Origin of the sequence: Citrobacter sp. wls718 (genome assembly GCF_005280945.1) — a bacterium.
Classification (GTDB): domain Bacteria; phylum Pseudomonadota; class Gammaproteobacteria; order Enterobacterales; family Enterobacteriaceae; genus Citrobacter; species Citrobacter gillenii.
Genome location: NZ_SZWV01000051.1, coordinates 44,835 through 66,374, shown reverse-complemented (window position 1 = coordinate 66,374; position 21,540 = coordinate 44,835). Strand labels below are relative to the sequence as shown.

26 protein-coding genes and 2 pseudogenes are annotated in these 21,540 nt (G+C 51.9%); 5 read left to right on the top strand and 23 right to left on the bottom strand.

All coding sequences use genetic code 11. The features are described 5' to 3' along the window. Positions 1-68 precede the first annotated feature (68 nt). From FDW95_RS09500 to FDW95_RS09475, 7 genes and pseudogenes are all read right to left on the bottom strand, one after another. On the bottom strand, positions 69-995 hold the full coding sequence (locus FDW95_RS09500) for a DMT family transporter (protein WP_096759481.1): 927 nt from the start codon (positions 993-995) through the stop codon (positions 69-71). 142 nt (positions 996-1,137) lie between these two features. Then, positions 1,138-1,587, bottom strand: coding sequence for a 50S ribosomal protein L9 (gene rplI, locus FDW95_RS09495; RefSeq protein WP_003025676.1), 450 nt, complete (start codon positions 1,585-1,587; stop codon positions 1,138-1,140). Between the two features lie 39 nt (positions 1,588-1,626). Continuing rightward, positions 1,627-1,854 (bottom strand): 30S ribosomal protein S18, encoded by a 228-nt coding sequence (gene rpsR / locus FDW95_RS09490; protein WP_002210155.1) that lies wholly within the window; start codon positions 1,852-1,854, stop codon positions 1,627-1,629. A 4-nt stretch (positions 1,855-1,858) separates the two neighbouring features. Beyond that, a complete protein-coding gene (priB, locus tag FDW95_RS09485) occupies positions 1,859-2,173 on the bottom strand; it encodes a primosomal replication protein N (protein ID WP_096758558.1) in 315 nt (104 codons plus the stop codon). A 6-nt stretch (positions 2,174-2,179) separates the two neighbouring features. Continuing rightward, complete coding sequence (rpsF, locus tag FDW95_RS09480; protein ID WP_096758559.1) at positions 2,180-2,575, bottom strand: 30S ribosomal protein S6; 396 nt, start codon at positions 2,573-2,575, stop codon at positions 2,180-2,182. Positions 2,576-2,645: 70 nt separating this feature from the next. Next, positions 2,646-2,729, bottom strand: a pseudogene (locus FDW95_RS23685) (hypothetical protein); the annotation flags it as partial. Positions 2,730-2,733: 4 nt separating this feature from the next. Continuing rightward, a complete protein-coding gene (locus FDW95_RS09475) occupies positions 2,734-3,498 on the bottom strand; it encodes a TSUP family transporter (RefSeq protein ID WP_115259605.1) in 765 nt (254 codons plus the stop codon). 298 nt (positions 3,499-3,796) lie between these two features. On the opposite strand from FDW95_RS09475, the gene yjfY reads away from it, so the two are divergent. Next, the gene (gene yjfY, locus FDW95_RS09470) at positions 3,797-4,072 is read left to right on the top strand and encodes a DUF1471 family protein YjfY (protein ID WP_096758561.1); all 276 of its coding nucleotides are present in this window, start codon (positions 3,797-3,799) and stop codon (positions 4,070-4,072) included. A 136-nt stretch (positions 4,073-4,208) separates the two neighbouring features. On the opposite strand, the gene FDW95_RS09465 is transcribed toward yjfY, so the two are convergent. The 6 genes and pseudogenes from FDW95_RS09465 to ulaA all read right to left on the bottom strand — a co-directional run bounded on the left by FDW95_RS09465 (position 4,209) and on the right by ulaA (position 8,618). After that, positions 4,209-4,895 (bottom strand): L-ribulose-5-phosphate 4-epimerase, encoded by a 687-nt coding sequence (locus FDW95_RS09465; protein WP_115259606.1) that lies wholly within the window; start codon positions 4,893-4,895, stop codon positions 4,209-4,211. Continuing rightward, the gene (gene ulaE, locus FDW95_RS09460; RefSeq protein ID WP_115259607.1) at positions 4,895-5,749 is read right to left on the bottom strand and encodes an L-ribulose-5-phosphate 3-epimerase UlaE; all 855 of its coding nucleotides are present in this window, start codon (positions 5,747-5,749) and stop codon (positions 4,895-4,897) included. Before ulaE ends, FDW95_RS09465 begins: the two co-directional genes overlap by 1 nt. Before the next feature lie 9 nt (positions 5,750-5,758). Next, positions 5,759-6,409 (bottom strand): 3-keto-L-gulonate-6-phosphate decarboxylase UlaD, encoded by a 651-nt coding sequence (gene ulaD, locus FDW95_RS09455; RefSeq protein ID WP_096758564.1) that lies wholly within the window; start codon positions 6,407-6,409, stop codon positions 5,759-5,761. Between the two features lie 13 nt (positions 6,410-6,422). Further along, positions 6,423-6,890 carry a PTS ascorbate transporter subunit IIA gene (gene ulaC, locus FDW95_RS09450; protein WP_115259608.1) on the bottom strand — a complete coding sequence of 156 codons (468 nt, stop codon included), beginning with the start codon at positions 6,888-6,890 and terminating at the stop codon, positions 6,423-6,425. A gap of 9 nt (positions 6,891-6,899) precedes the next feature. Further along, positions 6,900-7,205: a PTS ascorbate transporter subunit IIB gene (gene ulaB, locus FDW95_RS09445; RefSeq protein WP_096758566.1), complete on the bottom strand. Its 306-nt coding sequence runs from the start codon at positions 7,203-7,205 to the stop codon at positions 6,900-6,902. Between the two features lie 15 nt (positions 7,206-7,220). Then, positions 7,221-8,618 (bottom strand): annotated as a pseudogene (gene ulaA / locus FDW95_RS09440) (PTS ascorbate transporter subunit IIC). A gap of 366 nt (positions 8,619-8,984) precedes the next feature. On the opposite strand from ulaA, the gene ulaG reads away from it, so the two are divergent. Together ulaG and ulaR are read left to right on the top strand one after the other, a co-directional pair. After that, entirely contained in the window at positions 8,985-10,049 is a 1,065-nt protein-coding gene (gene ulaG, locus FDW95_RS09435) for an L-ascorbate 6-phosphate lactonase (protein ID WP_096758568.1), read from the top strand. Positions 10,050-10,156: 107 nt separating this feature from the next. Continuing rightward, on the top strand, positions 10,157-10,912 hold the full coding sequence (gene ulaR, locus FDW95_RS09430; RefSeq protein ID WP_096758569.1) for an HTH-type transcriptional regulator UlaR: 756 nt from the start codon (positions 10,157-10,159) through the stop codon (positions 10,910-10,912). On the opposite strand, the gene yjfP is transcribed toward ulaR, so the two are convergent. Then, positions 10,909-11,658, bottom strand: coding sequence for an esterase (gene yjfP, locus FDW95_RS09425; RefSeq protein WP_115259609.1), 750 nt, complete (start codon positions 11,656-11,658; stop codon positions 10,909-10,911). The two genes, ulaR and yjfP, sit on opposite strands and share 4 nt — an antisense overlap. 182 nt (positions 11,659-11,840) lie before the next feature. On the opposite strand from yjfP, the gene bsmA reads away from it, so the two are divergent. Together bsmA and yjfN are read left to right on the top strand one after the other, a co-directional pair. After that, positions 11,841-12,170: a biofilm peroxide resistance protein BsmA gene (gene bsmA, locus FDW95_RS09420; protein ID WP_115259610.1), complete on the top strand. Its 330-nt coding sequence runs from the start codon at positions 11,841-11,843 to the stop codon at positions 12,168-12,170. 147 nt (positions 12,171-12,317) lie between these two features. Beyond that, positions 12,318-12,593 (top strand): DUF1471 family protease activator YjfN, encoded by a 276-nt coding sequence (yjfN, locus tag FDW95_RS09415; RefSeq protein WP_135912687.1) that lies wholly within the window; start codon positions 12,318-12,320, stop codon positions 12,591-12,593. 85 nt (positions 12,594-12,678) lie between these two features. Here yjfN and FDW95_RS09410 read toward each other — a convergent pair whose 3' ends face one another. The 9 genes from FDW95_RS09410 to rnr form a co-directional block, all read right to left on the bottom strand. Beyond that, the gene (locus tag FDW95_RS09410; RefSeq protein ID WP_115259611.1) at positions 12,679-14,301 is read right to left on the bottom strand and encodes an isovaleryl-CoA dehydrogenase; all 1,623 of its coding nucleotides are present in this window, start codon (positions 14,299-14,301) and stop codon (positions 12,679-12,681) included. A gap of 84 nt (positions 14,302-14,385) precedes the next feature. After that, positions 14,386-15,552: a glutathionylspermidine synthase family protein gene (locus FDW95_RS09405; protein ID WP_115259612.1), complete on the bottom strand. Its 1,167-nt coding sequence runs from the start codon at positions 15,550-15,552 to the stop codon at positions 14,386-14,388. Between the two features lie 2 nt (positions 15,553-15,554). Next, a complete protein-coding gene (locus FDW95_RS09400; protein ID WP_115259613.1) occupies positions 15,555-16,196 on the bottom strand; it encodes a DUF1190 domain-containing protein in 642 nt (213 codons plus the stop codon). Between the two features lie 9 nt (positions 16,197-16,205). Continuing rightward, complete coding sequence (locus FDW95_RS09395) at positions 16,206-16,604, bottom strand: DUF350 domain-containing protein (protein ID WP_096758576.1); 399 nt, start codon at positions 16,602-16,604, stop codon at positions 16,206-16,208. Between the two features lie 17 nt (positions 16,605-16,621). Continuing rightward, a complete protein-coding gene (locus tag FDW95_RS09390; protein WP_115259614.1) occupies positions 16,622-17,281 on the bottom strand; it encodes a YjfK family protein in 660 nt (219 codons plus the stop codon). Positions 17,282-17,339: 58 nt separating this feature from the next. Beyond that, positions 17,340-18,038, bottom strand: coding sequence for a PspA/IM30 family protein (locus FDW95_RS09385; protein WP_115259615.1), 699 nt, complete (start codon positions 18,036-18,038; stop codon positions 17,340-17,342). Positions 18,039-18,053: 15 nt separating this feature from the next. Further along, positions 18,054-18,458: a DUF2170 family protein gene (locus FDW95_RS09380; RefSeq protein WP_115259616.1), complete on the bottom strand. Its 405-nt coding sequence runs from the start codon at positions 18,456-18,458 to the stop codon at positions 18,054-18,056. 122 nt (positions 18,459-18,580) lie between these two features. Beyond that, positions 18,581-19,312, bottom strand: coding sequence for a 23S rRNA (guanosine(2251)-2'-O)-methyltransferase RlmB (gene rlmB / locus FDW95_RS09375; protein ID WP_096758580.1), 732 nt, complete (start codon positions 19,310-19,312; stop codon positions 18,581-18,583). A 73-nt stretch (positions 19,313-19,385) separates the two neighbouring features. Then, the coding region (rnr, locus tag FDW95_RS09370) for a ribonuclease R (protein ID WP_249359004.1) at positions 19,386-21,540 on the bottom strand (2,155 nt) is incomplete at its 5' end.

Below are 21,540 nucleotides of genomic sequence, written 5' to 3'. Positions count from 1 at the left end.
CGGCTTCGCCTTACCCGGCCTACGGCTCCCGCGATTGTAGGCCTGATAAGCGGTAGTGCCATCAGGCGTTACCGCTTCACCTTATTCACCCACCAAATCCCCGAACAGACCAGCACCAGCGCCACTGCGTATTTCCATTCGAGAATGTTCTCACCAAGAAAAATCGACGACAGCACCGCACCAGAGACCGGGATCAGGAAGTTAAACGGCGCGATCATTCCCACGCGGTTGTATTTGAGCAGAATACTCCACAGTGCGAACGCCACTGAGGAGAGCAGCGTCAGGTAGCCCAGAATCGCCACCGATGCAGAGCCGTGGACGGTAAGTGTTCCGCCAAAAGCGTAGCCACCGATAACCAGAGCCAGACCGCCCATCCCCAGCTGATACCCCGTCATTACCGTCGGGTCAACCGTCTGCGAAATACGTTTTCCGTACAGCGTAGCGGCAGAGAGAATAAAGGCCGCCAATACCACTGAACCGTCTCCTAACAGGGTAAAGCTAAAATCCATCAGCCCACTGTTAAAATTCACCACCATCACGCCAGCAAAGCCCAGAATGCAGCCCAACGCTTTGTTGTAGCTCAGCTTGTCGTTCTGATAGATAAAGTGGGCCAGCAGCACACTAAAGAACGTTCCGGTGGCGTTCATGATTGAGCCTTTCACACCCGTGGTGAAGGCCAGACCGATATAGAAGAAGATGTATTGCAGCGAGGTTTGCGTCAGCCCCAGCAGCGTAAGCTGACCAAATTGACGCGGACTTAACCTGCCAATGGGTTTGCGCTGCGCCATCGCCAGCAGTAGCAGCAATAACCCCGCAAACAAAAATCGGTATCCGGCAAAAACAATCTTTGACGGAATATCATCGGTGGCAATCTGGAAAATCTCATATCCGCTTTTAATCGCCGGATAGGCGCTCCCCCACAGCAGGCAGCAAAATGCCGCGCTCAGGTAGACCACGTTTTTACGCGCGAACAGAGGTTGGTGCGTTGTGTCCATGCCATCACCACTTTGAAATTGTGTTTTATTTTTATGATTATCGCGAAAAGGATAAAGAATAGCCAGAGCGAAAAACAGGAGGGCAGAAAAGCAAAACGCCGGCACAAGGCCGGCGCTTTTACGCGGTTTTTAGAATAAAAACTTATTCTGCAACTACGTTTACAGTCAGCTTAGCAAACACTTCGCTGTGAACCTGGAAGCTCACTTCGTGCTCGCCAGTGGTACGCAGAACGCCGTTCGGCAGACGAACTTCGCTCTTAGCCACTTCAACGCCAGCTGCAGTTACAGCGTCAGCGATGTCGCGAGTACCGATGGAACCGAACAGTTTACCTTCGTCGCCTGCTTTAGACGCGATGGTTACGGTTTCCAGTGCATTGATTTTCTCAGCGCGAGCTTCAGCAGCAGACAGAACGTCAGCCAGTTTGGCTTCCAGTTCAGCGCGACGTGCTTCGAAGAATTCAACGTTTTTCTTGGTAGCAGGAACAGCTTTACCCTGTGGTACCAGGAAGTTACGAGCGTAGCCCGCTTTAACGTTAACCTGATCACCCAGGCTACCCAGGTTTGCTACTTTATCAAGCAGAATAACTTGCATTACCTTATCCTCTTAAAGTCGTTAATAGACAGCGGCCGATTACTGATGACGATCGGTATACGGCAGCAGGGACAGGTAGCGAGCGCGCTTGATGCAGCGAGCCAGCTGACGCTGGTATTTTGCACGAGTACCGGTGATACGGCTCGGGACAATTTTACCGCTTTCGGTAATGTAGTTTTTCAACGTTGCGATGTCTTTGTAATCAATCTCAACAACGCCTTCCGCGGTGAAACGGCAGAACTTGCGACGACGGAAATAACGTGCCATATGGCTAGTCTCCAGAATCTATCAATTCAATCTGCTCGGCATGCAGAACCATTTTGCTCAGGCCGTTCTTTGCCTTGTGGCAAGAAATGAACCCCTGAACAGTTACTGCGCTACCGACCGTTATACTGTGAGTAATGGCCTGGTTTTCGTGTCCGCTAATAATAACGGGCATTTGGCACCACGCCTGCCGGTGGAAACCGGCTTCCTCCTGCACAGAACGATGCTCAAGCACGAACTGGCAATGAGGAATTCCTGATGGGCTGACCTTGCGAAGCGGCGTCCTGCACACTGTGCCAGATAACACCAGACGGTTGGTCATCAGAAATTACTCTTCAGAATCCCCAGCTTCAGCATCATCTGCGGTTTCGTTAGCGAAATCATCGCGACGTTCACGACGCTCGTCTTTCGCTTTAACCATCGGAGATGCTTCGGTAACTGCGTGCTTAGTACGCATTACCATGCTACGGATAACGGCATCGTTGAAGCGGAAGTTTGTTTCCAGCTCATCGATAACTTCCTGCGGCGCTTCAACGTTCAGCAGAACGTAGTGAGCTTTGTGCAGTTTGTTGATCGGGTAAGCCAGCTGACGGCGGCCCCAGTCTTCCAGACGGTGGATCGTGCCTTCTGCTGCAGTGATTGCACCAGTGTAGCGTTCGATCATACCCGGAACCTGTTCGCTCTGGTCAGGATGGACCATAAAAACGATTTCGTAATGACGCATCGAATTGCTCCTTACGGATTATTCAGCCTCCTGTCTGGGTCAGCCGAGGCCCATGGAGGCAAGGAACGTGTTAAAGGTCGGCTGAAAAATGACGCGTCATAATACTGGCGGTAGCAGGTAAACTCAAGGTGATTGTATGAATATTTATCAAACCGTCATTAATACATATCCACCAGCATTTTGACACTGATGCAAATCGAGACAATCACAATCATCGGTCGGATGACTTTCTTCCCACGCGTCAGTACCACCGAGGCTCCAAGACGCGCACCGAGAGATTGCCCAACGAACATCACCAGTCCCAGCGACCAGATCATTTTACCGCCGAAAATGAAGAACAGAATCGAGGCGATGTTCGACGCCAGGTTAATAAAGTTGGAGTGAATTTGCGCCTTATCGATGCCGTATCCCCATAACGTGATATAGCAGAGCGTATACAAGGAACCGGCCCCTGCGCCGAGAAAACCGTCATAAAAACCTACGCACCCACCGCCGATAAGTGAAAAGAGAAACAGCGATACCTGCTGCTTTCTTTTTGGTTCGCTCAGGTTAGGGGCAAAAATAAAGTAGATGGCGACGGTAATTATCAGCACCGGCAGCAGCTTTTTTAGCAGGTCCGGCTCAATGAACTGAATCAGTGTGGTACCCAGCGCGGAACCGATAAAGGCAGATAAGAACACATACTTGTGTTCCTGCACGTTGATATGCCCCCGGCGCAAAAAGTAAATCCCAGAGGTGAGTGAACTACCCAGAGCCTGAATTTTATTGGTCGCCAGCGCATTGGCCGGCGGTAAACCGGAGATCAACAATGCGCCAATTGAAAGAAACCCACCGCCCCCTGAAACCACATTAATAAAACCCGCCACCAGCGCAACCATAAACATAATCACGAAGTAGCTGAAATCCATGAATGAAATATCCATAAGCTTTTGCCTTATAATCATGAAGTTATATTCTTTTTCAGCTCACTATAAACGGCGTACCCTTCCGGTTAAATTGACTATTTGGTAAGAGCTTATGCCGGGGAAACAGGAATTTTTTAACCGTAGCGGAAGGTATCAGTTGATTGTTAATTAAAGAAAAGACGGCTATGCGGTAATTTTTTGAACAACTGCATCAGAAATGGTCGCTATCGACTCTGTCGGTTGTGGTTAAAATTAAATCAGAAGTTATCCACTCACAGGAGAGCGCTAACCAGAGACCGCGGTCGAGGAGGTACCTATGCGAACCCGTGTGTTGACCCTTTTGGCCGTGCTATTGCTCAGTGCAAATGCAATGGCAGCCATTGAAATTACCCACCGTCAGGCCAGGAATATGGATGATGTGCAGAGCTTAGGCGTGATTTACATAAACCATAACTTCGCCACTGAAAGTGAAGCAAATCAGGCCCTGAATGAAGAAACAGATGCGCAAGGCGCCACCTACTACCACGTGATCCTCACCAGGGAACCCGGAAGTAACGGAAATATGCACGCCAGCGCGGATATTTATCGCTAGCTACCCAGAAATAACCAACGAGAACATTGCCACAGTTTGACTTGCCCCCTTGATTGGGGGCTTTTTTTTGCAGTAAAACGCCGCCGAAGCCAGACCGATAACATCCCCTTAAAGATTTAGCTCCGGGGCATTTTTCTTACTTCTGCCCGTAATAGGCGTTCGGACCGTGCTTACGCATGAAGTGTTTATTCATCAGGTAATCGTCGATGGGGTTAAGCCCGGGGTTAATGCCGCGCGCAATCCACGCCATCTTTGCCACCTCCTCCATCACCACCGCATTATGCACCGCATCCTCGGCATCTTTGCCCCAGGCAAACGGGCCATGCTGATAGACCACAATGCCCGGCGTATGTAACGGCTCAACGTCGGCTAGCGTTTCTATGATCACCTTTCCTGTGTTCAGCTCATATTCGCCCTGCACTTCTTCTTCCGTTAATGCCCTGGTGCAGGGAATATCGCCAAAAAAGTAATCCGCATGGGTGGTTCCCAGCGCCGGGATCGCCTGCCCCGCCTGCGCCCATGCTGTGGCGTGGGTAGAGTGGGTATGCACTATGCCGCCAAGCGATGGATAACGCTGATACAGCGCCAGATGAGTCGCGGTATCAGAGGAAGGGCGATAGCCACCCTCCACCACGTTCCCTGACATATCCACCACCACCATATCGTCTACTGTCATATGCGTATAGGCGACACCGCTGGGCTTGATTACCACCTGCCCGCGTTCACGATCGATAGCGCTGACGTTGCCCCAGGTAAAGGTCACGAGGCCATAGCGCGGCAGATCCATATTGGCTTCGAACACCTGCTGTTTGAGTTTTTGCATTACGCCGCCTCCACCAGACCTGCGCTTGCCATTCGGGCCTTCACCCAGTCACGCGCTTTCGCCACTTCCGCCGCCGGGTCGTCAGTGGTTTCACTCCACATCTCAATCAGATAGGGTCCGCAATAGCCACTCTGCTTGAGCGTCTCAAAACAACGCTCGAAATCGACAACGCCCTCGCCAAACGGTACGTTCTTGAATACGCCGGGTTTAGTGTCTTTCACGTGTACGGCGACGATGTGTCCGATTCCGGCCTGTAGCTCCATCTGTACGTCGTTATCCCACGCCGACAGGTTGCCGATGTCTGGGTAGAGCTGGAACCACGGGTTATTCAGGTAGTGCGCGTAGCCTAGCGCCTTGCTGATCGAGTTCATCAGCGGGTAATCCATGATCTCCATCGCCAGCGTCACCTGTGCGCGGCTCGCCATCTCGACGCTCTCTTTCAGCCCGTCACGAAAACGCCGACGCGTCTCGTTGTTGGCTTCTTGATAGTAAACGTCATAGCCCGCCAGTTGGATGACTCGAATGCCGACGTCCTGGGCGAACTGGATCGCTTTACGCATGATCTCCAGCCCCTGCGCACGTACCACGTCATCTTCACTGCCGAGCGGGAAGCGACGATGGGCGCTCAGGCACATCGACGGTACCCGCACGCCGGTTTCGGCAACGGCGTTAACCAGCGCCAGACGCTGCTCACGGCCCCAGTCGAGACGCGCCAGGCGAACGTCGGTTTCATCGACTGACATCTCAACGAAGTCAAAACCCAGCGTTTTCGCAAGCTGTAGCCGCTCCATCCAGCACTCTCCGGCGGGGAGTGCTTTCTCGTAGATGCCGAGCGGAATTTGTTTCGACAGCATAATTGCTCCTTAGCCCCACAGCTGGGCAATAGAGCGTTTAAACTGACGCGCGGCTTCAACCGGGGAAGCGGCATCGCGAATGCTGCGACCCGCGATAAAGACGTGAATCGGAATGCCTTTGAACAGCGGCAGATCTTCCAGCGCCAGGCCACCGGTCACCGTGACCTTAAAGCCCATATCAGACAGACGTTTGATCGCGCTGATATCCGCGTCACCCCACGCCACACCTGCAGCCTGTGCATCGCGACTGCGGTGATACACCACCTGTTGAATGCCCGCTTCACGCCACTCCTGCGCTTGCTCCCAGGTCCAGTAGCCGGTCAGTTCAATCTGCACGTCGCCATTGAACTCTTTCGCCACGTCCAGCGCACCTTTGGTGGTATTGATATCTGCACAGCAGATAACTGTCACCCAATCCGCGTTGGCTTCAAAACACATGCGGGAGAGAATTTTTCCCGCGTCGGCGATTTTGGCGTCTGCCAGCACGATTTTATGCGGATACAGCGCTTTCAGGTCGCGAACCGCACGCACGCCTTCGGCAACACAAAGAATGGTACCCACTTCAATAATGTCTACTTCATCGGCAATCAGGCGTGTCGTTTCATACGCGGAAGACATGGATTGGTTATCCAGCGCAACCTGCAACATAGGTAATGACATTTTGGTGTTCCTTTTAAACAGCCGCCGCGGTGGCGTTATCAATTAAATCCAGCACTTCCTGCGCGGTGCGGCAGGCACGTAAACGGTCAAAGTTAGCTTCATCGTCAAACAGGTTAACGATCTGCATGATGCCCACTTCTTGATGGGTGTTGGCGTCAACCGCCGCCATCGTTATCAGGATATCGACAGGGTCGTTATCTTCATGGTTGAAGACCAGCGGCGTTTTCAGGGTCACCAGCGCAAAACCGGTTTTCTTCACACCTTCTTCTGGGCGCCCGTGCGGCATCGCCAGACCCGGCGCTATCACAAAATAGGGACCATGTTGGGCAACGCCATCCAGAATGGCCTGGTAGTAGCGCGGCTCAACCACATCAGCCTTAACCAGCAGATCAACGCCCAGCTTGACCGCCTCCTGCCAGGTGCTGGCCTCGGCCTGTAATAGGATCGCGTTATTGTCCACCAATGAATCTCGTAATTTCATATGGCGTCCTTACTTCACATCTTGTGGGAAATGCGCGTTGATCACTTCCAGCAGCTTTGGACCAAAGTCAGCGGGCGACAGCATGTTACGTACACCCACCACGTATTTATTGCCGGTAACGGTAATCTCACCGGCGATGTGGGTGGAGGCGATGATGATATCCGCGCCGCTCAGTTCACTTTTGTATTCACCCACCGCGCAGCTGTTCACCGTGTGGTCGATATTTGACTGGGTTAAAAACTGGTCCACTTTCATTTTCATAATCATGGAGCTGCCTTGCCCATTACCACATACAGCCAGAATACGTACGGTCATAATCGGAACTCCTTATTAAGCAGACTGTTCTGCCAGTTGTTTTTCTGCGTCTTCCTCAGCGCGCAATGAGCGTCCTGCGAAAAACATATAAGCCAGTGCAATCACAATAATGACGGCCATAAAAATCAGCCCTATGGAGGCGAAGCCCTGCATCATCGGCGGTGCCAAAATTGACCAGTCCGCCATACCCATCCAGGCGCTCATACCGGTGAGTTTCACCGCCCAGACGCAGCCGAAGATTTCAATCATCCCCATCACCAGGCAAATCTTGAGCGCAGCACGCCAGCCGCCAAAGTGATTAGCAAACACGCCGATAGTGGCGTTAGAGAAGAACATCGGGATAAAGCCCGGAATGATCAGAATGGAGGAACCTACGCCGACAAGGATGCCGACGGCGATCAGCTGACCGATGGTGCCCCACATAAAGCCCCAGACCACAGCATTCGGCGCGAAGCTATAAATGGCCGCACAGTCGATGGCCAGTACCGCCCCTGGGATTAGACGCTGGGAGATACCGTTAAAGGCTTCAGAGAGTTCGGCGACAAACATGCGCACGCCCTGAGTAATAATGAAAATGGCCACCGCAAACTAGAAGCCGGTTTGCAGGATATAGACCGTCCAGTGGGTTTTCCCCGCCATCGCCTGCACCACATCGATACCGAAAGAGAGCAGGATCGCACCGAAGAAAATGGTCATCACAATCGCTGTCGAGACGATGTTGTCGTGGAAGATATTCAGCCAGCCTGGCAGCTTGAGGTCTTCAACGCTTTCCTCCTTTTTGCCCAGATACGGTGCGATTTTATAAGCAATCCACGACGCAAACTGCTGCTGGTGCCCGATAGAGAAGCCGCAGCCATCAGTCACTTCCTGCGTCGGCTTGTACATCATGTTTGAAGTGATGCCCCAGTAAAGCGACACCAGCACCGCAGTGCAGATAATGGTGGTCCACATGGAATAGCCGAAGATATAGAACGAGACCGCAATCAATCCCGCCTGCTGAAACATGATGTGCCCGGTCAGCATGATGGTGCGAATACCGGTAATCCGTCGTAGCAACACGTAACAGATGTTCAGCGCCAGCGCTAACAGCACCGCATAGCCCACCCAGCTATAAGCGTCGCCCATGCGTTCAATGGTTGCCATCATTGAGGCGTAGGTATCGGAAATCGCCCCGTTGATGCCATAAACCTCAGACATCTTCGCCACTACCGGTTTGAACGTGCTGGTGAGAATGCCGGACCCGGCCTGCAGCAGCATAAAGCCGATGATCGTTTTGATAGTGCCCTTGATGATAACGCTGACACTTTTACGCAGCAGGATGTAACCGAGGCAGGTCACAATACCCAACAGCAGCGGGGCGTTGGTCATGACCTGATTAAAGAACACGGTAAAGATGTTGTAGAGGATCTCCATAACGATCTCCAGTAGACGAAGTTGCTGAACATTCATTACAGATGCCCAGGATATTGTGCCCTCACTTTAGTTTTCAAAAGTAATCACATCAAGATTGAATTTGATTAAATGTGATGCAGTACGCAAATTATTCACTTACGAATGAAATGGTTTTTCCCACATTCAATCAAACGAAAATAAAATCAATAAAAACAATTAAATATGATTATTAATTAATGAGAGGGCACTTTATCTTATTGCAATATTTATCGAGAGCGTCTCTTTTTGTTGAAAAAACACGCATTGCCATTTTGATAAAATGGTGTCAGGATTAATCAAAATAAGTCACAATTTGATTCAACTTGAACAAACCTGAAGGTAAATGCGATGAGTAAAGTAAAAAGTATCACGCGTGAATCATGGATCCTGAGCACATTCCCGGAGTGGGGCAGCTGGCTAAACGAAGAGATCGAACAAGAACAGGTTGCACCAGGCACCTTTGCGATGTGGTGGCTGGGCTGTACCGGAATTTGGCTGAAATCGGAAGGCGGGACTAACGTCTGCGTTGATTTTTGGTGCGGAACAGGCAAGCAGAGCCACGGTAATCCACTGATGAAAACAGGCCATCAGATGCAGCGTATGGCAGGCGTGAAGAAACTCCAGCCAAACCTGCGCACCACGCCGTTTGTTCTCGATCCTTTCGCCATTCGCCAGATCGATGCCGTTCTCGCCACGCACGATCATAACGATCATATCGACGTGAACGTTGCTGCCGCCGTCATGCAGAACTGTGCCGACGATGTGCCGTTTATCGGACCACAAACCTGTGTGGATCTGTGGGTGGGTTGGGGCGTGCCAAAAGAACGCTGCATCGTGGTGAAGCCAGGCGACGTCGTTAAAGTAAAAGATATTGAAATTCATGCGCTCGACGCGTTTGATCGTACGGCATTGATCACCTTGCCTGCGGATCAAAAAGCGGCAGGTATCCTGCCTGACGGCATGGATGCACGTGCGGTTAACTACCTGTTCAAAACGCCGGGCGGTACGCTATATCACAGCGGTGATTCTCACTACTCCAACTATTATGCAAAGCACGGCAACGAGCATCACATCGACGTCGCACTTGGCTCCTACGGTGAGAACCCGCGCGGTATCACCGACAAAATGACCAGTTCCGATATGCTGCGTATGGCAGAAGCGCTGAACACCCAGGTGGTTATCCCCTTCCACCATGATATCTGGTCAAACTTCCAGGCCGATCCACAGGAGATCCGTGTTCTTTGGGAGATGAAAAAAGACCGGCTGAAGTATGGCTTCAAACCGTTTATCTGGCAGGTTGGCGGCAAGTTCACCTGGCCGCTGGACAAAGATAATTTTGAGTATCACTACCCGCGCGGCTTTGAAGACTGCTTTACCATTGAACCGGATTTACCGTTTAAATCCTTCCTGTGATTGCAGTTAAAATGCCGGGTCTTCCCGGCATTTTTACCCATTTATCTTAGTATTTTCAGGCTATTTCAAATATCATCTTTTCAAATCAATTTGTATCGGAATAGCTCATGACTGAAGCACAAAGACATCAAATATTGCTGGATATGCTGGCGCAATTGGGCTTTGTTACCGTTGAGAACGTGATTGAACGTCTGGGAATCTCACCCGCCACAGCGCGCCGGGATATCAATAAACTCGACGAAAGCGGCAAGCTCAAGAAAGTCCGTAACGGTGCAGAAGCCATTACCCAGCAGCGCCCGCGCTGGACCCCAATGAATCTGCATCAGGCGCAAAACCACGACGAAAAAGTGCGGATTGCCAAAGCCGCTTCCCAGTTAGTGAACGCGGGTGAAAGTGTCGTGATCAACTGTGGATCAACGGCGTTCCTGCTTGGCCGCGAAATGTGTGGCAAACCGGTGCAAATCATCACCAACTACCTGCCGCTGGCGAATTTTCTGATCGACCAGGAGCATGAAAGCGTGATCATCATGGGGGGGCAGTACAACAAAAGTCAGTCCATCACGCTGAGCCCACAAGGCAGCGAGAATAGCCTGTATGCCGGACACTGGATGTTTACCAGCGGTAAAGGACTGACAGCTGACGGACTGTATAAAACCGATATGCTCACCGCGATGGCTGAACAAAAGATGCTTAACGTGGTCGGCAAACTGGTGGTGCTGGTCGATAGCAGCAAGGTCGGTGAGCGCGCGGGCATGCTGTTCAGCCGTGCCGATCAAATCGACATGCTGATTACCGGCAAAAATGCGAACCCTGAGATCCTGCAACAGCTGGAAGCACAGGGCGTGACTATTCTGCGCGTTTAGAGGTGTTGGCGGAAAAACGCGACTGTCGCCGCCAGCGCTTCTGGCGTGATGCGATGCCGTACGCCTGCTTCCCACAGGCAGGTCAGAGAGTTGTCCAGACCTGCCTGGATTAGCGCCTGTTGTAAGCGGAAGGTTTCCACTGCCGGCACCACGTCGTCATCCTGGCCATGCCACAACAGCAACGGTCTGTCGGCAAGGCGCTCCAGTTGATGCGTTACCTCCCAGTCAGCCAGTGGCGCGACAATCGCATCAAATTCCGCCTGCTGCTCCGTCGTCTGTACCAATACTGGCGGAAAAAGCGTATGGGCAAGTCGGGTAAAATAGCCCGATCCCATCAGGCAGGCTGCACATTTCACCTCGGGATGGCGCGCCATAATGCCCAGCGTTGTCATGCCCCCCATAGATGCCCCTGCCACGGCAAGACGTTCATCCAACAGCCAATTTTCAGCCACCAGCGCCGCACGTAACGCCGTAAATTCCTGCATGTTTTGCTGCAATATCTGCCAGAAGCGGTGCATTCTTTCCTGCGCATTACCGTGGAAGCGCGTGCCATGATCGGGCGCATCGGGCATGATGACCCGAAACCCGGCCTGTGCCAGTGCAACGGCAAAATAGCTGTAGACCAGACTGGAAGAGGTAAACCCGTGATAGACGATAACGCAGGGGAGTGAAAGGTCGTGTTTATTCGTGGGAAATGCGTGCAGGACAGGGATCCCCGCCAACTGTCGTGTTTCAATTTCTATCATATGTCGCCTCTTTTTTTCTGGTATGCCATGGCGAAATACTTAACGCAAGTGAATGTGTGCGGCAATGATTCATAATGTTGAGAACTGGGTTACGCTTTCGCAACATTTTCATTCGAAAATCGCGTGAGAGATAACAATTCGGGAACATTCCCCCTAAAGGGAAATTAATAAGGCACTACACTATGGCTATCAGGAAACGAGATAGAGTTATGCGTCGGTTTGCCTCTTTGATGCTGGTGATGATGTTAAGCGCCTGTAGCGTGCTGCAGGGCACGCCACAACCGGCACCGCCCGTCGCCGATCACCCACAAGAAATCCGCCGTGACCAGAGTAATGGGTTACAGCGATTGGGGGTTGTGAGCGCGTTGGTAAGAGGTTCTCCAGATGATGCGCTGGCAGAGATCCGCGCCAAAGCCGCTGCGGCTAAAGTTGATTATTACGTTGTCTTATTAGTCGATGAGACCATCGTAACAGGCCAATGGTATTCACAAGCCATTTTGTATCGTAAATAACATTGGGTTGAAATTTAGTCAGTTTTACATTGCTTTGCGCCCCTATGCGTTTTCCTGTGCACAATAAACCAACAGCAGGGAGCTGGAGGTTTATTCTCGCGATGGAATGCCCTGCCACGTGTAGGGGTACGAATAATGGAGCTGACGATGAAACAATCACTAGCCTTATCCTCACTGCTGCTTTCTGCTGGAATGGTGGATACCACGGCACAGTCTGCCGAGTTCGCCAGCGCTGACTGCGTAACGGGTCTCAACGAAATTGGCCAGATATCTGTCAGTAACATTGCGGGAAATCCGCAGGATGTGGAGCGTGTTGTGGCGTTAAAAGCGGATGAGCAAGGTGCCTCATGGTACCGGATTATTCAGATGTACGAAGAACAGCAGCCCGATAACTGGCGCGTACAGGCCATACTTTATGCATAACAGATTGCCAGATGGCGTAAACTTATCCTACCTACAACGAACGTAGGCAGGATAAGACGCGCCAGCGTCGCCATCAGGCATATTATTACCGTAATCCCCCCGTTGCCCGCAGTAGCAAATCATTCTGTACCTGTTCAGACAACTTCATCCCGCCGCGCGTATCCAGCATCATCTGACACCAGGCCTGCGCCACGGGCGGAGACGCATAACGCAACATCTGCGTCCCGCAGCCGAGCAGGAACAGTTGCTGGGTAATTTCCCGTCCCAGCGCTTCACTGGGTTTGTGTAAATGCGGCTGTAGCTTACGCACCATTCGATCGTAATGCCTGTCTTGCCCTTTGACCTCGGCAAAGGCCTCGCTGAGCATGTCGACCATACCAGGTTGTTTCGCCAACACCCGCAACACATCAAGGCACATGATGTTGCCAGACCCTTCCCAGATGCTGTTGACCGGCATTTCACGGTATAAACGCGGCAGCTCACTCTCTTCGCAATAGCCTGCACCGCCGAGCACCTCCATGGCCTCTGCAACAAATGGCATACCGCCTTTGCAGATGGAAAACTTGGCTGCCGGGGTGAATAACCGGGCCCACAACGCTTCTTTCGCATCCGTTCGACGATCCCAGGCCCGCGCCAGGCGAAACAGTAGCGCGGTTTGACCTTCCAGTTGAAGCGCCATGCGGCTTAATACCTGTCGCATCATCGGTTGCTCAATCAACGGCTTGCTAAATACCTGGCGTTGATGCGCATGATAAATGGCGACAGAAAAAGCGCGTCGCATCATACTGTGGCTCCCCAGCGCACAGTCAAAACGCGTCATGCCGCCCATTTTCAGAATATGGCGAATACCTTCACCTTCTTCTCCCAGCAGCCAGCCCATCGCGTCCTGAAACTCAACCTCACAGCTGGCATTAGAGCGATTGCCTAGCTTATCTTTCAGGCGCTCAAGACGGATGGAGTTACGCTGGCCATCAGGTAAAAATCGCGGCACAAAAAAGCAGGATAAGCCGCCCCTGGCCTGCGCCAGCACCAGATGGGCGTCACTTTGCGGTACCGAGAAGAACCATTTATGCCCCACCAGCCGATACGCGCCATCCGCCAGCCGTTCTGCCTGAGTGGTATTGCTCAGCACATCCGAGCCACCCTGCTTTTCCGTCATCCCCATACCAATCAGCAGGCCGCGTTTTTGCCCGCCGGGCAGAAGATGAGAATCGTAGCGATCGCTACGCAGCGGCGTCAGCCAGTCATGAAATTGCGAAGGTAACATCTGGAGTAACAACGGCGTAGCGGCAAAGGTCATGGTCACCGGGCATAAGGTTCCCGCTTCCACCTGTGCATGCAGCATAAAACGTGCAGCTCGGGCAACAAACGTTCCCTGCCGCGCATCCTCTTCCCAGGCAAGATTATGCACGCGGTTGGCGCACAATCCCTGCATCAGTAAATGCCAGGCGGGATGAAAGCGCACATCATCCAACCGCTGCCCCTGCGGATCGTATCGCAGCAATTCAGGCGGATACGCGTTAGCCAACCTACCCAGTTCAAGCGATTCTGCAGTGCCTAATTGCTGACCAATACTGGCGAGGAGATCGCTATCCCAGGCAGCGCCTTCGCGGTTGACTGCTTCACACAGTGCTCCATCCGATAGGTATAAGTTGCTGTTATTGAGTGGTACTGGTTGGTTAAAAACGGTATGCGTTTGCCAATGCATTGTGTCTCCCTCCATCAATGGCCATAGCCTTAAGTATGGTCAGAACCACACTCTCTGCGAAGGAGGGAGATCACAAAAGTACGTTTAGCCAGCAATGTAATGAGGAATAAAACGAGAAGTATCTTTCGTAATCAACGTATTGTCTTCACGGATCCCCATGCCGCAGGCTTCATCGTCGACGATCCAACTACCAATCAGCGTGTAGCTATCGCCAAAACGCGGCAGCGGCTGAAACGCCTGATAGATCATCGGTTCTTCTGCGTAGTCGCCATCAGCATGTTCAACAATCTGCTGCTGACCATTAAAAATGGTGACGTTGCCCCCCTCACGGGAAAATATCGGTTTGCGTACATAGCTTTCGCCGGGTGCAATTTTTGACGTTTCACCTTCGAACCAGGCTGGCAGGAGGTTTGGATGGTTGGGGAAGTATCGCCACAGCAGAGGCATCAACCCTTTGTTACTGAGCACGCTCTTCCACAGTGGTTCGACCCACTGTTCCCGGCGATGACGTAGCAACGGACCGTTATCGTCACGCATCATCCACTCCAGAGGATAGAGCTTAAAGGCGCGACGAATGACGTTGTCATCAAGATCCGTCAGCACACCGCCGACGCCAAGCCCCAGATCCTCAACATAAATAAACCGCGACGCTTGACCTGCCTGCTGCGCACAATCCTGCAAATACAGCACGGTGGTGCGATCTTCGTCGGAATCTTCGCAGCAGCAGAAGTAAAACGGCTCCGGACTGTAAAGCTCACTAAAACGGGCGATCAGACGTTCCTGGATAGCGTTGTACTGGTCAGTGTCCCGCGGGATCGCCCCACTGCGGCGAGCATCTTCCAGCCATAGCCACTGGAAATACGCCGACTCGTACAACGACGTTGGTGTATCAGCGTTGTATTCCAGCAGCTTGACCGGCGAATTGTTGCCACACCAGACAAAATCCATTCGCCCATACAGCGAAGGATCACGATTGCGCCAGCTCTCAGCAATAACATCCCAGTACAGTGGGGGAATGGCCAATTGCTGAAGAATCTGCTCGTCCTTAACTGCTCGCTCAACGACGTCCAGACACATTTGATGCAACTCAGCAGTAGGCTTTTCGATCTGCTCTTCAATTTGCCGTAGCGTAAAGCGATAAGCCCGGCTTTCATCCCAGTAGATTTCGTTGTCGATAATGTGAAAATCAAAACCATGATCGTAGGCGATCTGGTCCAGATCCTGGCGAACAGGAATATCATGTCGTAACATCGTTAGCCTCCCCAGTGCCCGCGCGCGCTGGACGAACGCCCGTAACCCCCGCGAGAAACCGTCGAGACTTTCTTCGTCGTGTAGGCATGCGTCGTGGCGGTATCGTTTTTTCCGCTACCGGAACGCCAGGCATAGTCGCCTGAGGTCGTACGCCAGACGGGGCGGGAAACGTATGAAGAGCCGCCACTGCTGTAAACATACTGCTCGTCACGATCTTTGCGAATCACCCGACTGAGCAAAAACCCGGTAAACACCGGCACCCAACTCTGATCGGTACTGTCGAGATAGCATTCGCCAAACTGTGTCTGACAACTCTCTCTGTTTAATTGCTTTGGTACGTTGCCGTAAAACTCGCTCTTGGCATTGTTCCAGCCGTCCGCACACACGGTAGCGGTATTACCGTCATCAATACATTCGCTCACCGTGGAGTAAAACCGGCCGTCGCCGTCGTTGTCCGAGCCTGTATCATCCCCGCATCCCTTGAGGATAAAAAATGCTGCGCCGCCCATAATCGCCAGCGTCAGATACTTTCCACTGTAGCGACTGCGTTTTTTCTCAAAGGGATTCACCGGGCGATTCATTCGGGCGATCGCCGAATGACCTGTTCCCAATTTCTTTTGTCCGGATTTACGTTTTCTAGCCATGATCGTCCATTACCATGTCATACAGGCGGCATTAAAAATCCCGCCAGCCAGCGCAGCGGTTCCCATAAACAGTCCCGCTGCGGTGTTGTGGTTAATAATTTTTTCACTCAATGCTGGCATATATAAGCGTACACCACCGTAGATAATAAGCTGTATCACCAACGCAATACCGCCCCAGGCAAAATAATCAGGAATACTGACCGCGTTGATTGCTGCGCTGGATAAAGGAATAACATAGCCCAGCAGCGTGCCGCTAAATGCCAGAGAGGCTGCCGTATTGTTATTTTTAATCAACTGCCATTCATTGTGCGGTGTTATCTTTGAATAGATAATAAGAAAAATTATCACCATGGCCGCACCAATAAAAAAATAGGCACAAAAGGCCAGTAATGATTCCAGGATATGCATTGTTTTCGTCCCTAACGTTAACCAATAATATTAAGAGATGTTAATGGGATATCGACACCCAGCGCCCGTGAGAATATCCACTCTGGCTCGCCTTGTTCATTGAACGACTCTTCGCCGTTCAACAGCAGATATTCCCAGGTATCTGCTGTTACCTGTCGTTGGTAGCCCATGGTAAAGTTATGCACTTCCCACTTTGCATGCTGCTGATTCTCGACCTTTTCCAGCATGTAGACTGGCTCAATATTCCCCGGTTCTTCGTCATTAAAAAAACGCTGCCAGTGCTGACCCTGCCAGAAAAGCGCTGGCATGCCGATCTCCGCCGGGCTAATGGCGGACTGCCAGTGTTTTTTCTGAGTTAAGCCATAGCTTTCTTCATACACAAACAGTTTGATATCGTCGATATCATCCATATCTGACCCGCCGGTAGTATTGATTTGCAGAAATTCCTCGCCCGAGGTGTAGTAGCGGAAAATCTGGCTTCCACCGCCCAAATTAATATGGCTGATTGCCGCAACGGTATACTCCTCGCCGGGCAACGCTACCAACAAATCCTCTTCTAACAGGCGAAACGCCAGTGTGTCGAGCGTAAACCCTGCGCTCAAATGTAGGCCCAATGGGCCACGAACGGGCGTAGCGGCCTCTGCAGTGCCAAATATACGCTGTAAAAAAGTCGACATCGTTATCCCTTACTAACCTGCCAGCTAGCAATCTTTGCGGGCAGGCTTTGCCGTATAATTACTCGCCTTGCTGGCGTTGTAGTCGCGCCAGCACATCCTGGGCAGAACTTTTGTTGGCAGCGCCAATGCCGACTTCAGCCAGTTTCTCGTCCAGATCACGTCCGTCAGCCACTTTCTCCAGCTGTGTTGCCGCATCCAGCCGGGCCTGTCGCTCTGCCTGACGTGTTTGCAGACGTTTAAGTGACTCTGCTGCCGTCGATACGCTGGAAGAAGCCCCGACTGTAGATGTTGTCACGGCCTGTTGAGCGCGCTGCATCGCTTCCGTTGCCTTAACCACCTCAAGCTGCTGTTCAAACTGAGCAATCCGCTGGCCCGTTGCGGTAACGGCCTTTTCAACGCCATCACGTGAGATTTCTAAGTTAGTAAGCACTTGCTGTTCAGCCGTAATCACGTTCTCCAGACGCGCGATCTCTTCGGCGACTTCGTTAATTAACGACGGATTGACGTTTTTACTTAGCGCTTCCAGCGCCCGCGCTTCAAGAGTGGACTGACGTTCGCGCAGATCTTTCAGTTTGTCATTGCTCATTTTCACGCGTGCCAACAGGTCAACTCGCGATTTCCCGGCTTTTTCCAGTTCATTTCTTGCGTCACGAATGTGTTGCTCCAGCATTCTGACGCCCTGTGCTTCTTCGATTGACTCTTCTGCCTGAGAAAGCACAGATTTGCCGAGGGTAAACAGGCTTTTCAAGATTCCCATCAACAGCGTTCCTTGTTATTCGTGAGTATATTCTTCAGTGATTTCCGCCAGATCTAGCGCGTTATCCACGAGCGTTGTCATTTCAAGCACCACGTCCTCTAATGTGGAGTTCAGCGACAGCGCACCAAATGCGACGTAGTATTCATCCTGCCGCACACGAGAAATGCCTACAGACGACAGTGGAAGCAGCTTTTGATTGCGTAATAAGAAAAGATTAAATGCGTCCTGATGCTGAATATTATTCACTGGGCAAATAACAGTTTCGATAATCATCTGGCGGGAGGTAAATAGAATACTGAGAAGTAAGTCTCCATAATCATTCATTTTAATAATCAATGACTGCTCATTACTTATAACATCTATATTTAAACCATGAAAATTAGTGAGCGCTTTAGTCAGCACCTGCGGGGTCCATGCCATATATAAATCCTGTATGTTATACTTAAATAAATATAAAAATATTTTCCTTCTCTTATTAGAATATCAGTTTTAGATAAAAAAAAACCATCCGAAATTGGATGGCTTTTTCTGAAAATTAACGTTTATCCACGCTGGCGGACGGCCTCAAACAGGCAAATCCCCGTCGCAACAGAAACGTTAAGCGATGAAACGCTCCCCGCCATCGGAATACTGATCAGCTCATCACAATGTTCGCGGGTCAGACGACGCATACCTTCGCCTTCTGCGCCCATCACCAATGCCAGACGACCGGTCATTTTACTCTGGAACAGAGTATGGTCCGCTTCACCGGCGGTTCCGACGATCCAGATATTCTCTTCCTGCAGCATACGCATGGTACGTGCCAGATTGGTCACGCGGATCAGCGGTACGTTTTCAGCAGCACCGCAGGCTACTTTTTTCGCCGTGGCATTCAGCAGCGCAGAACGATCTTTCGGTACGATAACCGCGTGCACACCGGCAGCGTCTGCGCTACGCAAGCAAGCACCAAGGTTGTGCGGATCGGTGACACCATCGAGGATCAAAAAGAACGGTTGATCAAGTGAGGCAATCAGATCCGGCAGATCGTTCTCCTGATACTGACGACCCGGTTTCACGCGGGCAATGATTCCCTGATGAACTGCACCCTCACTTTTCTCATCCAGGAACTGGCGATTCGCCAACTGGATGACAACACCCTGGGCTTCCAGGGCATGGATCAGCGGCAGCAGGCGTTTGTCTTCACGCCCTTTGAGAATAAAGACCTCCTGAAAGCGCTCAGGCGCACGCTCAAGCAGGGCCTGCACCGCATGGATGCCGTAAATCATTTCACTCATGAATGTACTCGTTAAGATAGTTTAAGTGTAACGCCGGGCAACGCGTGGCCGCCCGGCTTACGGTTTATGGCTGTTATTGCGCGACGTTCTTTTTCGCCGCGCGTTTGGCTTTGGTGGCGGCCGCGATTTTAAGCGTTTTTGTCGAAGGCTTTTTCGCTTTTTTATCGCCTTTTTTCTCAGCCGTTTTTTTATCCGCCTGAGGTTTAGCTTTGCCTTTTTTCTCGCCGCGGAATGCGCTATCCGGTTCGAAATTCACCTTTTTTCCCGCCTGACGACGTCGGCCGGTGCTTTTACCCGTATCGCCTTTCTTCGCTTTTTCACGCGCAGTTTTACCCTCGTTGCGCGGGGCACGTTCGCTGGAGATCAGGCTAAAGTCGATTTTACGCTCGTCCATGTTGACGGCTTCCACACGCACTTCGACGCGATCGCCCAGGCGATACATCTGACCGCTTGATTCACCGGTCAGGCGTTGCCCAACCTGATCGAAGCGATAGTAGTCGTTATCCAGCGAGGAGACATGCACCAGGCCGTCAATAAACAGTTCATCCAGGCGAACAAAGAAGCCAAAACCGGTCACACTGGCAATGACGCCTTTAAAGACATTACCGACCTGATCCAGCATGAAGTCACACTTCAGCCAGTCAGATACATCGCGCGTAGCTTCATCAGCACGACGTTCTGCCATAGAACAGTGCTGACCCAGTTGCAGCATCTCTTCCATCGAATAGTGGTAGCCACCGGTTTCCGTGGTATTGCCTTTGTGGCCCTGCTCCTGCGCCAGCAGATACTTGATCGCACGGTGCAAAGAGAGGTCCGGGTAACGACGGATCGGCGAGGTAAAGTGGGCATAAGACTGCAGCGCCAGACCAAAGTGACCGCGGTTTTCGGGATCGTAAATCGCCTGCTTCATCGAGCGCAGCAGCATAGTTTGCAGCATTTCTGCGTCAGGTCGATCGGCAATCGACTCCAACAACTCGGCGTAATCGCGCGGCTCAGGTTTGTTGCCGCCCGGCAGCTCCAGTCCCAACTCCGCCAGCACGGAACGGAAGGAGGTAATCGCTTCAGTCGTCGGCTTGTCATGGATACGGAACAGTGCCGGCTCTTTGGCTTTCTCAACAAAACGTGCCGCTGAGATGTTCGCCAGGATCATGCACTCTTCGATCAGCTTGTGTGCGTCGTTACGCTGAGTCTGCTCAATGCGTTCAATACGGCGTTCGGCATTGAAGATAAACTTCGCTTCTTCGCTCTCAAACGAGATACCGCCGCGCTCTTCACGGGCTTTATCCAACACTTTGTAGAGATTGTGCAGCTCTTCAATGTGTTTCACCAACGGTGCGTATTGCTCACGCAGTTCCTCATCACCCTGCAGCATGTGCCAGACCTTGGTGTAGGTCAAACGCGCGTGGGAGCTCATCACCGCTTCATAGAATTTGTAGCCCGTCAGGCGCCCTTTCGTGGAGATGGTCATCTCACAAACCATGCACAGCCTGTCTACCTGCGGGTTCAGCGAGCATAACCCGTTGGAAAGGACTTCCGGTAGCATCGGTACAACCTGCGACGGGAAGTAGACGGAAGTCCCGCGGCTGCGCGCTTCCTGGTCCAGCGGGGTAGGCGGACGCACGTAATAACTGACGTCAGCGATAGCAACCCACAAACGCCAGCCACCGCCGCGTTTCTTCTCACAGTAGACTGCGTCATCAAAGTCACGCGCATCCTCACCATCAATTGTCACCAACGGCAAATCACGCAGGTCAACACGACCGATTTTGGCCTCTTCCGGTACTTCTTCTTTCAGCCCGGCGACCTGTTTAACGACTGCATCAGGCCAGATATAAGGGATTTCGTGCGTACGCAGGGCCATATCAACGGCCATGCTGGTACCCATGTTGTCACCCAGCACTTCAACAATTTTACCCACCGCTTTAGTGCGACGAGTTGGGCGCTGGGTCAGTTCAACCACCACCACAAAGCCCATGCGGGCGCCCATCACCTCTTCTGGTGGGATCAGGATATCAAAGCTGAGACGGCTGTCGTCCGGAACGACAAAACCTACGCCCGCATCGGTAAAGTAACGACCGACAATCTGACTGGTTTTCGGCACCAGTACACGCACAATACGCGCTTCGCGGCGGCCTTTACGATCCGCGCCCAGCGGTTGCGCCAGTACTTGATCGCCATGGATGCAGGTTTTCATCTGCTCACTCGAGAGATACAGATCGTCTTTACGT